Origin of the sequence: Pseudoruegeria aquimaris (assembly GCF_900172235.1) — a bacterium.
Taxonomy (GTDB): Bacteria; Pseudomonadota; Alphaproteobacteria; order Rhodobacterales; family Rhodobacteraceae; genus Pseudoruegeria; species Pseudoruegeria aquimaris.
The window spans coordinates 184,859-200,872 of record NZ_FWFQ01000001.1; the positions used below are offsets into that span (position 1 = coordinate 184,859).

Annotated in this window: 8 protein-coding genes and 1 tRNA gene; 2 read left to right on the plus strand and 7 right to left on the minus strand. The window is 68.2% G+C overall.

What is annotated here, in order from left to right:
• Positions 1-18 precede the first annotated feature (18 nt).
• A tRNA-Asn gene (locus PSA7680_RS00885) sits at positions 19-93 on the plus strand.
• Positions 94-256: 163 nt separating this feature from the next.
• On the opposite strand, the gene PSA7680_RS00890 is transcribed toward PSA7680_RS00885, so the two are convergent.
• Positions 257-2,227, minus strand: a complete 1,971-nt coding sequence (locus PSA7680_RS00890) for an alpha/beta hydrolase (protein ID WP_176244054.1) — start codon at positions 2,225-2,227, stop codon at positions 257-259.
• Between the two features lie 260 nt (positions 2,228-2,487).
• Between PSA7680_RS00890 and PSA7680_RS00895 the strand changes: the two genes are divergently transcribed.
• The gene (locus PSA7680_RS00895) at positions 2,488-3,747 is read left to right on the plus strand and encodes a DUF2254 domain-containing protein (protein ID WP_085866770.1); all 1,260 of its coding nucleotides are present in this window, start codon (positions 2,488-2,490) and stop codon (positions 3,745-3,747) included.
• 35 nt (positions 3,748-3,782) lie between these two features.
• Here the strand turns inward: PSA7680_RS00895 and speB are convergent, their stop codons facing one another.
• The 6 genes from speB to PSA7680_RS00925 form a co-directional block, all read right to left on the minus strand.
• A complete protein-coding gene (gene speB, locus PSA7680_RS00900; protein WP_085866771.1) occupies positions 3,783-4,628 on the minus strand; it encodes an agmatinase in 846 nt (281 codons plus the stop codon).
• Positions 4,625-5,794, minus strand: a complete 1,170-nt coding sequence (locus PSA7680_RS00905) for a carboxynorspermidine decarboxylase (protein WP_085866772.1) — start codon at positions 5,792-5,794, stop codon at positions 4,625-4,627. The genes speB and PSA7680_RS00905 overlap by 4 nt, the downstream gene beginning before the upstream one ends.
• 110 nt (positions 5,795-5,904) lie before the next feature.
• Positions 5,905-7,116, minus strand: a complete 1,212-nt coding sequence (locus tag PSA7680_RS00910; protein ID WP_085866773.1) for a saccharopine dehydrogenase family protein — start codon at positions 7,114-7,116, stop codon at positions 5,905-5,907.
• 22 nt (positions 7,117-7,138) lie between these two features.
• Positions 7,139-9,028 carry a biosynthetic arginine decarboxylase gene (gene speA, locus PSA7680_RS00915; protein ID WP_085866774.1) on the minus strand — a complete coding sequence of 630 codons (1,890 nt, stop codon included), beginning with the start codon at positions 9,026-9,028 and terminating at the stop codon, positions 7,139-7,141.
• 111 nt (positions 9,029-9,139) lie between these two features.
• Positions 9,140-14,011, minus strand: coding sequence for a translocation/assembly module TamB domain-containing protein (locus PSA7680_RS00920; protein ID WP_085866775.1), 4,872 nt, complete (start codon positions 14,009-14,011; stop codon positions 9,140-9,142).
• Complete coding sequence (locus PSA7680_RS00925; RefSeq protein ID WP_245824405.1) at positions 14,011-15,852, minus strand: autotransporter assembly complex protein TamA; 1,842 nt, start codon at positions 15,850-15,852, stop codon at positions 14,011-14,013. Before PSA7680_RS00925 ends, PSA7680_RS00920 begins: the two co-directional genes overlap by 1 nt.
• Positions 15,853-16,014: the final 162 nt, after the last annotated feature.

The window sequence follows — 16,014 nt, forward strand, 5'->3', positions numbered from 1 at the left end:
GTATATCCCCCCTCGTGTTCCGGCGTAGCTCAGCGGTAGAGCAGTTGACTGTTAATCAATTGGTCGTAGGTTCGATCCCTACCGCCGGAGCCAATCTTCCCCTCTAGAACGATTGGTTGCACTTCCTGCTTCTGGCAGTGATTGCATTGCGTGTGCGGCTCCCGCCGTGGCCGGCACACCACCCGCCCGTCGCCACCTTGCCGCCCCCGCGGCCCGCGCGCCCGAGGCCCGTGGCGCGCAGGCGAACCTGCGGCCCTCACTCGACTGCCGAATGTGCTTCGGGGATGAAGAACGTCGGGCGGGACGCCTCCACGCAGCGCTCATCTAGGGCTCGGCCCGGCGCCGTCAGGAAGGCGAGCGCCATGTCGGCCACGCAGGGCTGGTAGGCGATTGCGCCGTGGCCGGCTTCGGGAATCACGAAGGTCTGCGCGTTGGGCAGGGTTTCGGCCGCGAGGGCCGCCCAGCCGGGGGCCGTCTGGACGTCCCAGTCGCTGCCGATCGACAGCACCGGGACCTCCGACCGGACCGGAACGTGGAACCCCGCGCGCGGGGCCGCGTCAAAGGCGGTGCAGGCGGCGAAGAATTCACGCGCGGGGCCATCGTAGACCAACGCGGCCTCCGGCCATGGCAGCGCGGCGGAGACCGCGCGGAAGCCTTCGTAGCCGTTGAACGGAATGCTTTCCTGACAGGCGTAGATCCAGAGATGGAGATCCCCCACCCTCGCTGCCAGCGTGTCGCCTATGTCGGCCTCGACGGCGCGGAAAACGGCCGAAAGTTCGCGCTCCGACATCGCTTCCACGAGGCGTGCAAGCCGCTCCCGATTCTCCGGCGGGAAGGTCTCGTCGATGAAGGCCCTGAGCGCGGCCCGCCCTTCGGGCGCCTCCCGCAGGCGGGCGAAGCGCTCCAGGGCGGCGCGCAGCTTTTCGCCGTCCGCGAAGAGGCTTTCGGACGCGCGCAGCATCTCGTCGTCGAAGATTCGGGCCAGCGGCGCATCGGTTTCCGCCAGCCGGGTGCGCAGCCTGTCGATGGCGGTATCGAGGGCCGCGCTGCTGTCGGCCGCCAGTTCCGCCAGCGCCGCCGCCGCATCCACCGCCGCCTCTTCGGTCTCGGTCAGCCGCGCCCGCACGGTATCGAGAACCGGCGCCCTGCCGATCTCGCCGCCGGCGGCCGCGAAACGGTCCAGCACCGGGGTGCCCTCCTCGATATGCGCAAGCTCGTGGATGAGCGCGGGAATATAGGGGGTGAGACCGCTTGGCGCGGCATAGGTCCCGTTGCGCGCCATGAAGGGCGCAAGCACCACCTCAACCGGCAGCGGCGCTCCGTCCGCATCGGTCAGGGTGCCGGCGGTGGCCCTGTCCAGCGTCGCGCGCAGATCGGTGCGGAAATCCGGATAGGCGGCGTTGCAGGCGGCATCCGCCTCGCAGCCCGCGATCGTCAGCTCGATGACCTGCGACAGCGGCACGGCGAGCGTGTCGTAGAGCGGGATCTGCAGCGGCGCCACCCCGTCGATGACCGCCGCCCGGATCGGGCCGGGCCGGCTGCGCAGCATTTCCAGCGCCAGCCGCGTGCCGTAGGAAATGCCGTAGAGATTGTAGCCTTCATAGCCGAGAGCCTGCATCAGGGCGGCGGCGTCGCGTGCGTTCTCGGCGGTGTTGTAGGCGCTCAGATCCGCGCCCGACGCCTTGATCTCGGCAACGCAGGCCTGAAGCTGCGCCGACGGGCGCATCTCGCCCCCTTCCCCGGTGACCATCGAGAACCGCCCTTCCACCACATCTGCGATCGAGGCATCGAAAGCCGCGCGACAGGTGGCGGAACGGCCGGACAAAGCAGCCGCGCGCTGGTCGAACATCACGATGTCGCGGGTCCGGCGCAGGGGCGCGAAGATCTCGGAGAAGGTTTCGATCCGCGAGACGATCCCGTACCCCGGCCCGCCATGCAGGTGCAGCACCGGATCGGGCTCCGGATAGGTGGACCGGGCCTTCATGACGGTGAAGAACAGATCGATGCGGCGGCCGGCCGGATCGGCGTGGCGTTCCGGCACGTTCACCGTGCCGCAGAGGATGGTTTCTCCCTCCACCTCGTCACGGCCCAGCGGCCCGGGGCACGGCGCGAGGGTGACAGGGTAGTCGGGGTCCGCGCCGCCGGAAGCCAGGGCCTTGAAGGACTCCGGCATGTCGGGAGGGCCGGAGATGGAGGCGATCAGCGCCAGAATGTTTGCCAGATCCATCACGTGCTCCCGAAAACCGTTTCCTGTGCAATACCCGCGCCCCATTGGCGCAGGCCGGACAGCGCCGGTCAAGAGTCGGCCATGACTGCGGGCGTCTGCGGGCGGCCCATCCGGGCGCATCAGACCGCCGGTGCATCGCCCGCCCATCTGCTCCGCAGCGCCCACCTGCTCCCCAAGGGACTGTTTTCTTTCCTCCTTCGCCGACTGCCCCTATCCTGAGGCAAATCCTGCCGCCGCCCGTCGCACGAAAGTCCCTGCCCATGCCTTCAGCTCCCCAGCTCACCCAAATCGCCGGCTGGCTGCGCCGCACGAGCCGCATCCTCTGGGTGCGCGTGGCGCTGATGAGCGCGCTGGCGGTGGTGGCCGCGCTCTCGGCACTGCTGCTCGATCCGCTGCTGCCCGCCACCACGCAGGAACGGTTCTCGGCCCAGACGATCCTGCCGGTGCTCACCATCCTCGCCAACGGCATGCTCGCCGTGGCAACGTTCTCGCTGGGCGTGATGGTCAGTTCGCACCGCACGCTGGCGCAGCAGTCCACGCCGCGCATCCACCGGCTGCTGCTGCAGGACACCTCGACCCAGACGATGCTGGCCACCTTCATCGGCGCCTTCGTCTTCGCGCTGGTGGCGATCATCCTGTTCAACGCCGGCGTCTACAGCCCCGGCGGCGCCGTCGTCGTCTTCGTGGCGACGCTGGGCGTGGTGCTGGCGATCGTCCTTTCGCTGATCCGCTGGATCGCCCGCCTGACGCGGCTGGGCAGCCTCGACGACGCGCTGGACCAGGCCGAGGCGGCGGCGGCGGAGACGCTCGCCTATGCCCACCGGATGCCACGGCTCGGCGCCCGGCCGGTGGCGGCGGCGGCGGGCGAAGGCCGCTTCACCGAAACCTACGGCGCGCCGGCCTCGGGCTACCTGCAACGGATCGACATGGACGGGCTGCAGGAAATGGCGGCCGCGCAGGAACGCGAACTGCTTCTGCTGGCGCGGCCCGGCGATCTGGTGCTGTCCGGACAGCCGTTTGCGAAAGCGACGGGTCCGATGCCGGGCTGCGATCCGGCCGCCTGCTTCGAGATCGCTTCCAGCCGCTCCCACGATCAGGATCCGCGCTACGCCGTGCAGGCGCTCGGCGAAACCGCGTCCCGCGCGCTGTCGCCGGGAATCAACGATCCGGGCACGGCACTCGAGGTGATCGCGCGGCTGGAACGGCTGTTCTGGGATTGGGCGCAGCTGGAGGCCGAGGAGGATCCCCCGCGCCACGGCCGCCTCTACCTGCACGAGATGGACAAGGGGCAACTCCTGGCGGCGGGCTTTCACTCCATCGCCCGCGACGGCGCCGGATTCGTCGAGGTGCAGTGCCACCTGGTGGAAGCCCTCTCAACCCTGCGCGGGCAGCTGTCCGCCAGCGCCGACGAAGCGATCGCGCAGATGCTGGACGAGATCGGCGAGCGGGCGGAGGCCGCCCTGACCACGACGGCGGAGAAGGCGCGCCTGCGGGCGGCGCTTGGGCGCAGCGGCCCGTGAAAGGCCGGGGCCGCCCCGAGGGCGGCCCTGCCGCCTCAGATGCAGGCGGCCATCAGCCGGTAGGTCACCTGCGCGGCGGTGAAATCCCAGGCCGCATTGCCGTCGGGCGCCAGTTCCACCACGTCGAGCCCGACGCAGCGCCGCCCTTTCAGGGCATGTTCCACCAGCCGCAGCGCCTGGTAGTAGCCGAGGCCCCCGGGCACGGGCGTGCCGGTCGCCGGCATGATCGACGGGTCCAGCCCGTCCACGTCGAAGGTAACGTAGACGTCCTGCGGGAAATCCTCGGGCAGATCCACGGCCATCAGCCCGCCCACCACGAGTTCCTCGGCATCCACGTGGAAGACATTGCGCGCGGCGCGCAGGTCTTCCTCCTGCCGGCAGAGCGCGCGGATGCCGAACTGCGCCAGCGGCGTGCCCTCTTCGGTGAGCAGGTTCATCACCGAGGCGTGGGAGTGTTTCTCGCCCTGGTAGGCGATGCGCAGGTCGGCGTGAGCGTCGATCTGAAGGATCCCCACCTTGCGCCCCAGTGCGCGCTGCACGCCGGTGACGGCGCCGTAGGTGAGCGAGTGTTCGCCGCCCAGCGTCACGGGAATGGCGCCGGCCTCGACCGCCGCCTGCGTGCGCGCGGCCAGCCGCTCCATGATCTCGGGCAGATCGCCGGTGACATCCACCGGCGCCTCGGTGAACACGCCAAGGCTGCAAGGCTCCTTGCCCACGGTGATGCGCTCGAGCTCGTTGGAGGCTTCGATGATGGCAGCCGGCCCGGCGGCCGTGCCGGCACCGTAGGACACGGTGCGCTCCAGCGGCATCGGGATGATGCGGAACTTCGCGGTCTCACCGCGTTCGGTTTCCGTTAGCTCGCTGTCGAGAAACACGCTCATGAGAGACGCTCCTTGAAATCTTCGTAGCCGAAGGTTTTGACGATTTTCAATTCGTCGGTGTCGGAGTTCCACAGCGCGATCGTTGGCAGCGGCACGCCGTTGAACGTATTGGTTTTCACCATCGAGTAGTGGGCCTGGTCGAGGAAGGCGAAGCGCTGGCCGACGCCGAGTGGTTCGGACCAGGTGTAATCGCCGATCACGTCCCCCGCGAGGCAGGACGGCCCGCCGAGCCGGTAGGTGTGGCCCGCCTCCGCCTCCCCCAGCAGCGCCGGGCGATAGGGGGCTTCGATCACGTCGGGCATGTGGCAGGTGGCGGAGATGTCGGTGATGGCGAGCGGCATCGAATTTACCGGCAGATCAAGTATCTCGCCAACAAGAATACCCGCATCCAGCGCCACGGCCTCGCCCGGCTCGAGGTAGAGCTCGAGCCCGGTTTCCGCCCTGATCTCCTTGAGGAAGGCGATCAGCGCCTCGCGGTCGTAGTCGGCGCGGGTGATATGGTGCCCCCCGCCGAAGTTGAGCCATTTCAGCTGGCCGAAATAGGGTGCGATCTTCGGCTTCACCGCCTCCCAGGTGCGTTTGAGCGGCTCGAACCCCTGCTCGCACAGCGTGTGCATGTGCAGCCCGTCCACGCCTTCCAGCACCTCGGGCGCAAGCTGCGACACCGGCGTGCCGAGGCGCGAGCACGGCGCGCAGGGGTCATACTTCGCGATCTCGCCTTCGGAATGTTCCGGGTTGATGCGCAGCCCCACGCTCACGCCCCCGGCCCGGCACTGCTCGGCAAAGCGCGCCTTCTGGGCGGGGCTGTTGAAGATCACATGGTCCGAGAGCGCGACGATCTCGTCCATGTCCGCGGCCTTGTAGCCGGCGCAGAAGGTGGCGACTTCGCCGCCGTATTCCTCGCGCCCGAGCCGGGCCTCGTGGACGCCCGAGGCGCAGGTGCCGCCCAGGTAGCGGCGCACCAGCGGGGCCAGTTCATACATCGAGAAGGCCTTGAGCGCCGCGAGCACATGGGCGCCGGAGCGCTCCGAGACATCGGCGAGGATCTTCAGGTTGCGCTCCACGGCCGCGCTATCCACCACGAAACAGGGCGTGGGCACGCGGGAGAGATCGAAGCGCGCAAAGGCCCCGGCGTCGCCGGCCTGGGTTGTCATCATCTCGGCCATGAAAGGCTCCTGTCAGAAATGAGGGCAGCGCCCGCACCGGGGCGGGAAGCGAAGCGCCCGCCCATGGGGCGGGGCGGGCGCTGCCCGGCGGTGCCCGCCGGGCGATGGGCTCAGAACGAAACCGGACCGTCCAGCTCGTGCACCTGCCAGGGCAGGCCCTGGGTGTTGAGCATGTCCATGAAGTCGTCCGGGTCCAGCTGCTCCATGTTCCAGACGCCCGGCTCGACCCAGTTGCCCTTCAGCACCTGCGCCGCGCCGATCATTGCCGGCACGCCCGTGGTGTAGGAGACCGCCTGGCTGCCGACCTCGCGGTAGCATTCCTCGTGGTCGCAGATGTTGTAGATGTAGTAGGTCTTCTCGCCGGAGCCGTCCTTGGCCTGGCCGGTGACGATATCGCCGATGCAGGCCTTGCCCTTGGTCTCGGCGCCCAGATCGCCCGGATCGGGGAGGAGCGTTTTCAGGAACTGGATCGGAATGATCTCGTGGCCGTCATGCACCACCGGATCGATCCGCGTCATGCCGACGTTCTGCAGAACCTTGGCGTGCATGATGTAGGCATCGCCGAAGGTCATCCAGAAACGGGCGCGTTCGATCTCGGGGAAGTGGGTGGAGAGGCTCTCCAGTTCCTCGTGATACATCAGGTACATGTTCTTCGGCCCGATGCCGGGGAAATCGAATTCCACCTTGTGCGTCATCGCGGGCGTCACCTTCCACTCCCCGTTCTCCCAGTGACGCGCGTCGGCGAGCACTTCGCGCAGGTTGATCTCGGGGTTGAAGTTGGTGGCGAATTCCTGGTCGTTGCTGCCGCCGTTGGCGTCCAGCACGTCGATCAGGCGGATGGTTTCGAGCTTGTGCTTCTTCAGCCAGGTGGCGAAGACGCTCGTCACCCCCGGATCGAAGCCCGAACCGAGGATGGCCGTCAGGCCGGCTTCCTTGAACTTGTCCTGGTAGGCCCACTGCCAGTGGTACTCGAATTTCGCCACGTCCTCCGGCTCGTAGTTGGCGGTATCGAGGTAGTGGCAGCCCGCTTCGAGGCAGGCATCCATCAGCACCAGATCCTGGTAGGGCAGCGCGAGGTTCACGAGGATCTCGGCGCCGGTCTGCCTGATCAGCGCCACCGTCGCGGCCACGTCATAGGCATCCAGCTCGGCCGTGGCGATCTCGACCCCGGTGCGCTCCTTCACCGATCTGGCGATGGCATCGCATTTGCTCTTGGTGCGGCTGGCCAGCGTGATCTCCGTGAAGATATCGCTGTTCATCGCCATCTTGTGCACGGCGGCGTGGGAAACGCCCCCTGCCCCGACGACCAGTGTCTTGCCCATGGTTCACCCTCCTGAGGCTGGATCATTCGTAGTAGGTGTAGCCCTCGATGCTGTCGCGGTAGGCCGCCATCAGCGCCTTTCGCTCGCTGGCATCGAGTTTCTTCTCCGAGGTCGCGCCGTCCACCATCTTGCGGAAGGCCGCGATGCAATCCTTTGGATCATATTCCACGTAGGACATCACCTCGGCAATGGTGTCGCCTTCCTGCTCGTGCAGAAGATCGAACCCGCCGTCGGCGCGCAGCTCGATGGTGGCCACGTTGGTGTCGCCGAACAGGTTGTGCAGATCACCCAGCGTTTCCTGGTAGGCACCCACGAAAAAGACGCCGAGGTAGTAGGGCCGGTCCTCCGGCAGGCTGTGCACGGGAAGCGAGGGCGAAATGCCGTCGGCGAGGATGAAGCGGTCGATCTTGCCGTCGGAGTCGCAGGTGATGTCGGAGAGCACCACGCGGCGGTCCGGCTCCACGTTCAGATCCTGAAGCGGGATGATCGGGTGAAGCTGGTCGATGGCCCAGACGTCGGGCAGCGATTGGAACAGCGAGAAGTTGCAGTGGTAGATGTCGGCCAGCTTTTCGAGCTGGGCGTCGATCTCGGGCGTCGTCTCGATCTGGGGGGCCAGCGCCTTGATGCGCGCCATCAGCTCAAGGTAGATGCGCTCCGCCCGCGCCATCTGGCGCAGGGTGATGTAGCCGCGGCGGAACAGCGCGCGCAGCTCGTCGCGGTAGAAGGTGCTGTCGTTCAGGCACTCCTGAAGCCGCTCGGGCGTGAGATAGGTCTTCACCGCGGCGAGATCGGCGATCAGGTGGTGATCGTCGGGCTGCGGCTCCTCGGCCGAAGGCGCATCGTAGTGGGTGGCTTCCAGAACGTTGAAGATCAGCATCGAAGAGGTCGCCACCACCGCGCGGCCGCTCTCGGTGACGAGCGTGGGATGCGCCACCCCGGCTTCGTCCAGCGCGTAGCCGACCGTCTCCACGATGTTGGTGCAGTATTCCTCGACCGTGTAGTTCACGCTGTTTTCGCTGGCGATCTTCTCGCCGGTGTAATCCACGCCGAGCCCGCCGCCCAGATCCAGATGGGTCAGCGCCGCACCTTCGCGGGTCAGCTCGATGAAGTAGCGGCAGGCCTCGCCCACGGCGCGGCGCACGTCGTTCACGTCGGGCACCTGGGAACCGAGGTGGCTGTGCTGAAGCTTGAGGCAGTGCAGCAGCCCCTCGTCCTTCAGGCGATCCACCACCTGCATCAGCTGGTCGGTGTTCATGCCGAAGCTTGAGCGATCGCCGGAGCTTTCGGCCCAGTTGCCGCCGATGCGGTGGGTGAGCTTCACGCGCACGCCCAGCAGCGGCTCTTCGCCCAGCTCGCGCACCACCTCGATCACGGTGTCCAGCTCCTTCGCGCTCTCCAGAACGATCACCGTGTTGAACCCCAGCTTGCGCGACAGGATCGCCAGCCGGATGAACTCGGCATCCTTGACGCCGTTGCAGACGATCAGCGCCTCCTCGGGGAGCCGGTGTGCCAGCGCGATCACCAGTTCGGGCTTGGAGCCCGCCTCCAGCCCGTAGGCGTAGGGGCGGCCGAACTCCACGATGCGGTCTACCACCTGCGCCTGCTGGTTCACCTTGATCGGAAAGACGCCGCGGTAGCTGCCCCGGTAGCCGGTGCGCGCGATGGAGGCGCGAAAGCCCTCGTTGATGCGCTTGATTTCCGCTTCAAGGAAGGCCGTGACCCGCAGCACGAGCGGCGAATGCACGCCGCGCGCCTCGAGATCGCGCACGATCCCCGGAAGGCTGATCCGGGGGGTGTCCTTGTGCAGGGGATCGGAGAGCGCGATCTCGCCCTCAGGCGTGACGCTCAGAAGCCCGTGCCCCCAGCGGTCCAGCCCGTAGATCGAGCTGGCGAAATCGGTATCCGTGCCCATCGCTAAACCCTCCGGCACCAGAGAAGCAAGGCCGCTCTCATACTACGGATTCGCCCCCATGCAAGCTTTATTCCTGCCGCGGGCGGCACAGCGGGCGAAAGCGCGCAACCCTCAGTAATCGCGTTCGAAGAAAATCCCGAGGCTGCTGTCCCCGTCGCTCTCCACCGAGACCTTGGCGGTGAAATCGTCGGTAATGTCGAGGTTCAGGTTGACCTCGGTTTCCCCGTCGGAATCCACCGCAACATCGGTATAGACGTTGTCGGTCAGATAGCGCCCGGCGCGCACCGTGGTGTTGCCTTCCGAATCCGTCTCCACGTTGAGATCGTCCAGCCCGAGGGAATCCCGGATCCCTGACACCAGCCCGAAGCCCTTGCCGCCGGTCAGCTCCGAAATGGAGGAGGCCAGTTCGGCCGCCTGCAGCGCGCTCAGGTTGGAGATCGACTCCCCGAAGAGGATCTGCGCGAGCACCTCGTCCTCGGGCAGCTCCGGGGTGGAACTGAACTCGAAATCCGGATCCACCGCCGGGCCGTCGATCACGATCCGGCCCTCGCCGTCGGGAATGTCGGCCACGGCGACGATGCGGATGAAGGGGGTGAAATCGCCCAGCAGCGAGATTGTCACCTCTTCGAGGTTCAGCCGCTTGCCGAGAAAATCGAGATGCCCGCGGATCAGGTCGAATTCGCCCTCGGTGATGACGCGCGCGGTGGTGCCCACCACGTCGATGGCGCCGCCCAGCTCGATGTCGAGCCCGCGCCCGCGGATGGTGATGCGCTGCGGCGCGTTGATCGTCAGATCCAGCCCGTAGACGGGGCCGGCGCCGCCGCCGGAGCTGGCCTTGATCTCGTCTGCCCCCTTGAAGCCGGCCCGCTCCCGCGTGAGCCGCTGCGCCGCCGTCTCGTTGACGTGGATCATGCCCTGCGGCGCGCTGGTGGCACCCACCGCGGCCGAGGGGATCTGGATATCGGTCTTGCCGAGGTTGATCACGCCGCTGATGTCGGCGCCGCCGGCGGCCGGGCCCACGAAGGCCACCTGCCCGTTCAGCCGCGCATCGTAGAGCGACGGATCGGTAAGCCGCACGGCCTCAAGATCGACCTGCAGGTTGGTGTTGAACGGCGGCGTGAGCGCGAGCGTGCCCCGCGCCGTCACCCGCCCCTCGGGCGAGACGTTGGTGGCGGCGTCGATCGTCAGGTTGGCCCCGGAAATCGCGATCTGGCTGTTGATGTCATCCAGCGCGACCTTGAGATTGGGCGCCGAGAACCGCCCTCCGCTGACGGTGACGGTGCCCGCGACCGAGGACAGCGCCGGCGGCCCGTTGACGGTGATGCTCATCTGCGCGGTGCCGATCACCGAGCGTGGCGCGATGAACTTGTTGGCCACCGCGAGCGGGGCCGCGCCGGTGATGGCGAGGTTCACGGTCTGGAAATCCCGGGCGACGGTGCCGTCCACGGCGGTGGCGAAACCGGCGTCGGTGTCGAGATCGAGATCCAGCGCGATCTCGCTGCCCTGAAGCGTGGCGGTGCCACCGAGCCGCGCACCGCCGGAGATGTCGGGCACGAAGAGCGAAACATCCCGCAGGCTGCCCTGCAGCGCGATCTGCCCGGCGCCCGCCTGAAGGGTTCCGCTTGCCGAGAGATCCAGCTCGCTGCCGTCCACCTCCAGCTGGGTGAGCGTGATCGCCTCGCCGGATTTCGCCGCCTGAAGCGCCAGCGCCGTCTGCCCCGCAAGGAGCCGGTCCACGTCGGGAATGCCAGCGCGCACATCCTGCAGCTGGCCGTTGGCCGTCACGTCGAAATCGCGGGTTTCCACGTTGGCGCTGCCCGAGAGCGAAAGCTCCGCCGCGCCCGCGAGGCTGCGCCCGGCGAACACGCCGAAGGGCGCGAGATCGGCCACCGAGGCCGAGGCATCGAAGGCCACGTCGATGCCCTGGTCCATGCCCGACACCTGCGCCGTGCCGCTGGCCTGCGCCGAAAGCACCCGGCCATCGAAACTGAGGGTGCCGCCGGCGTCATCCACCGCGCCGCTGGCCGTCAGATCCACCTGTTCACCGTTGATCTCGAGGGTGCCGATGTCAAGCTGGCGGCCCGATTTCGCCGCATCGACGATGAACGTCGTGTTCCCGGCCAGAAGTGCATCCACCTGCGCGATGCCGACGGTGACGTCCTGCAGGCCACCGCGGGCCTCGACGTCGAAATCGAAGGTCTTGGCGTTCGCGGTGCCGTCGATCTTCAGATCCGCCGCCCCGGCAAGGCTCTGCCCCGCGAGCGCGCTGAAAGGGGCAAGATCGGAGACCTGCGCCGTGGCATCCAGCGCGACGGAGGGGCCGTTGTCCAGATCGGCAAGCGCGGCATTGCCGGCAAGCCGGGCGCTCAGAAAGCGGGCCTCGAAATCGAAGGCGCCGGACTCCGCGCCGAGCGCGCCCTTTGCGTTCAGCGCGATCTCGGTGCCGTCGATCACCAGTTCACGGATGTCGATCGTGCGCCCCGCGCGGGAGGCATCGACCGAAAGCGCCGTGCGCCCTTCCAGCAGCGGATCGACCTGGGCGATGCCCAGTTGCAACCCGTCCGTGGCGCCATCGGCGCGGATGTCGAAATCGAGCGAGTCGAGCGCGATCCGTCCGGCGAGATCCAGCTGCGCCGCGCCGGTGAGCCCCTGCCCCGCGAGCGCGCCGAAAGGGGCGAGGTCGTCCACCTTCGCCTCCGCATCCAGTTCCACCGTCGCGGCCGGATCGAGGCCGGAGAGCAGCGCCCGCCCGATGAGCGAGGCCGAGGCCACGCGGGCGTCGAAATCGATCGCGCCGCCGGTCTCGGTGACATTGCCGCTGGCGGTCACGTCCACTTCCTTGGCGGTGACGCGCAACTTGCGCACGGCAAGGGTTTCGGCCAGCCGCGCGATGTCGATGTCCAGCTCCGCGCTCTGGCCCACCAGCGCGTCCACCTGCTGGATGCCCGTGGACAGGCCCGAGGCCGTGCCCTGGGCGCGGGCGTCGAAGGTGCGCGCGGCGATGTTGCCGCCGCCGTCGAGCGAAAGCCGCACGCTGCCGGTGAGCGGCAGCCCCGCTACGGCGGCGAAATCGCCCAGGTCGCCCACTTCGGCGGTGATGTCGGCCTCGATGTCGGCGCCGAGCGTGGTGCCGGAGACGCGGGCATCGCCCGCCGCCTTCAGGCTGGCCACCTGCGCATCGAACCGCAGGCCGCCGCCGGTTTCCCTGGTGATGCGCCCGTCGGCCGAGACGGCCACGTCGCGGCCATTGACGGTGAACTCGCGCAGGGTGGTGCCGGTGGTGTCGCGCAGGGCGCTCAGGGTGAAGCTGCTCTCGCCGCCGATGATGCCGTCCAGCGCCGGATCCCCGAGGCCGATGCCGCTGCCCGTGCCGGTGGCCTTCACGTCGAAGGCCCCGGTGAGCGCGGCGGCCTTGGCCTTCAGCTCCAGATCGGCCCGCCCCGAGAGATCGAGGCCGGCGAAATCGGAATAGGCGCCCAGATCGGCAAGCGTGGCCCTCAGGTCGGCGTCGATGTTCAGCCCCTCGGCGATGTCGGCCAGCACGGCCGAGCCACTGGCTTCGGCCCCGGCGGCCCTTGCCTCGAAGGCGGTGATGTCGAGCGCGCCGCCGCGCGTCCAGCCCGCCGAGGCGGTGGCCGTGAGCCCGTCCGCCAGAAGTTCGGTGAGGCGCGCGTCGCCGAAGCCCATGTCGTTGGCCGCGAGGATCAGGTTGGCCGTCACCGATCCGGGCGTGTCGCCCTCGCGCCGCTTCAGGCTGCCCTCGCCCAGCAGGCTCGCCGCCCCGAGGGACAGATCTTCACGCACCAGCTGCTGAAGCCACAGCGCGGCCGTCCACTCGTCGCCGGCCTCATGATCGAAGCTGACGGTGAGATCCAGCTTGCCCAGATCGGTTTCCACGCCCGGCAGCGGCAGGCGCACCGCGCTTTTGCCCTGCGGCGGGGTGATCTCGCCCTTCAGCGCGATGGTGCGCGGCCACATGTCCTCGCCCAGCGTCAGGCCGCCGTCGAGCGTCACCGAGGCCGCCGTGAAGGACAGCGTGTCGATCACCAGCCCGCCCGCGCCGGGGCGCGCGCCGGCCACGTCGAGGCGCAGGTCGTTGCCGAGGAATTCGCGGTAGCTGGGCAGGAAGAGCGGCGCCACGTCGCCCGCCAGCCCGGCGGTGAAACGCAGGTCGGGCTGCGCGGCGCCGGTGTCTTCGGTGAGCAGTGCCACCTGCCCCGTCAGCCGCTCCTGCCCGTCCGTCGCGAGCACGAGATCGGCGCGGAAGTCATCCAGCGGGCCGACGCCCTGCACCGTCAGATCCAGAGAAGGCTCGCCCGGCATCCCGGCAAGGCTCGCCACGATGCCGCCCGGATCCTCCGCCAGTTCCAGGTCCACCGAGAGCACGCGGGTGTTGTTGGAATAGCTGCCGTTCAGGCGGAACGTGCCTTCCGGCCCGTCCAGCCGCTGCAGCTCGGTCTCCACCAGCCCCTCGCCGTCGATCAGGATGACGCGTCCGCCCAGCGTCGCGGCCAGATCCTGCCCGGCCAGCGCCGCGCCGATCTCGATGCGCTCCAGCGCGAAGCGGTTGATCTCGATCGAAACCGGCAGCTGCGGCAGGCTGAAGCCCTCCGAGGCCGCGGCCTCCGGCGGCTCGGTGCTCGGCGGCACGATGGGCGCGCGGGTGACGATCAGCTCCTCGGCCACCAGTTCGTTCACCGCCAGACGGCGGCGCAGCAGCGCGGTGCGCTGCCAGTCGAAGGCGGCGTTGCGCAGGATCAGCCATGGCCCCTGCTCGTCGGAGAAGATCAGCTCCTCCAGCGTCGCACGGGAAGAGAGCGCACCGCGGAAACCACGCACCGTGACCTGGCGCCCCGGCCCCGACAGGCTGCTTTCGATCAGGCGGCTGATGCGGCCACCATCGCCCTCGGGCGCGGTTTCCGCCTCCTGTGCGAACAGCCAGACCGGCCACAGCAAACACAGAACGATGGCCAGTACCCGCATCAGAACGCCTGCCCTATACCGATGTAGATCTTGATGTCGCCGTTCTCGTCATCCCCTTCCAGCGGGTAGCCGAGATCCACCCGCAAGGGGCCGATGGGCGATTTGTAGCGCACCCCGACGCCGATGCCGGAGTGGTAGACGTAATCCTCGGTGATGTAGGATTCGGGGCCGATGAAGCCCACGTCGTAGAAGCCGACGAGCCCGATGCTGTCGGTCACGTAGCTGCGCGCCTCCAGCGAAACCCCGACGAAGGATTTGCCGCCGGTGGAGATGTCACCGGGCAGTTCGATCTGCAGCGACTGGTAGGTATGGCCGCGCACGGTGCCCGCGCCACCGGAGAAGAACAGGTAGTCCGGCGGAGTTTCGGAGAGATCCGGCCCCACGACCGAACCGAGCTGGAGCCGGCCGGCCAGCACGAAGTTCTTCTTCTCGCCGAACCCGAGGTAGCCGCGCAGATCGCTGAACAACTGCGCACCGCTGCTGCTTTCGTTGCCGACGCCGACGAAGGGCTCCGCCTCGGCCCGCAGGTAGAAATCCCGCGTCGGCTCAAGCTCGCTGTTGCGCTTGTCCCACTCCAGTTTGACCGGCAGCACGAAATGGGTGAACTCGCGCTCGCCGAAATCGTCGTCATATTGCGAGTAGCGGAACCCGAGGCCCAGCTCGCCTTCCAGATCGTCCGAGAAGATGCGCGTGGCGGAAACGCCGGCCACGGCCTTGCGCTCGAAGTAGCCCGGATCGTCGTTCTGCTCGATCGAGGCGAAGACGTTGCCGTTGGTGTCCGGGCCGTAGATCGCCGGGCGCGTCAGCCTCGCGCCGAGGAAGTAATCCACCCCGCCGGTGGCCACTTCCAGCCCGCCGATGTTGGCGATCTCGCCGCGCACGTCCAGCGTTTCGGCGCCGCCGAAGAGGTTGCGGTGCTTCCAGTAGCTCGTGAGGCTCAGGCCTTCGGAGCTGGAGATCTCGGCCCCGAAACCGAAGCGCCGCGGCAGCTGATCGTCCACCGTCAGCAGCATCGGCAGCGTGTCGTTGGGGCCGATCTCCTCGGCCTCGGTCAGGTTGGCGGTGGAGAAGGTGCCCGTGCGGCGCAGCCGCTTGGTGACCTCGTTGACCTCGTCCGGCGAGTAGACCGTGCCTTCCGGGTAGCCGGCGATCTGGAGCACGCGCTTGTCGCGCACCTTGCCGCGGTTGTCGAGCGTGAGGGCGCCGAAGGTCAGTTTGGGGCCCGGCGCCAGCTCGATCTGCGTATCCAGCGTGGCGGCGCGGTTGTCGGCGCGCACGCTCTGATCCTTCAGCTCCGCCTTGGCGTGGCCCTGGTTGCGCCAGCCCCGGATGCCGGCGTTGGCCGCGCTGGAAATCACGCCGCTGCGCGCGATCTCGCCCTTGGCGAAGCCGTTGGGCAGCTCGGTGCCCTTGGCCAGCGGCGCGACCTCGGCGCGGGAGAACTTGAACTGCTCGCCCTGCTGCACGTCGATCACGATGCGCGAGACGCGCGCGGGCGGCGAAAACGGCGGAATGTCGGCCGCCTCGCGGCCATCCACCTTTATGCTGATCACGCCGGCGTAATAGCCCTGCCCGTAGAGCGCACCCAGGATGCGCCCGTAATCGGCGCGCGCGGCGGCCACCACGTCCTGCGTGCTGGAAGTGTCGCCCTGCAGCGAGGAAACCGAGAGCGACGCGTTGCGGACGGTTTCGGTGAGGGATTCGTTGTTGCCGCTCGTGCGCACGATGACTTCATCCAGCGCCAAGGCAGGAGCGGTGGCCACGAATGCGAGGGTGGCCGCCACGCCGGCCGCGCGGCCTAATGCCTTGGTGTAGGTCGGTAAATGGCGCCTGTCGCTCACCGGATGTGCCCCCTGCTTCGCAATGCCTTCGTTCAACGCTCCGGCTTCGGGTAATCTTGGACGAGCCGGTTTCCCTTTCAGTTAAGGCGATTTCGGCGGTTCGGGCAACCGTCTTGCCGCTTCCGCGGGCGCGCCGCGCCAGAGCGGATCAGGCCGGCTCAG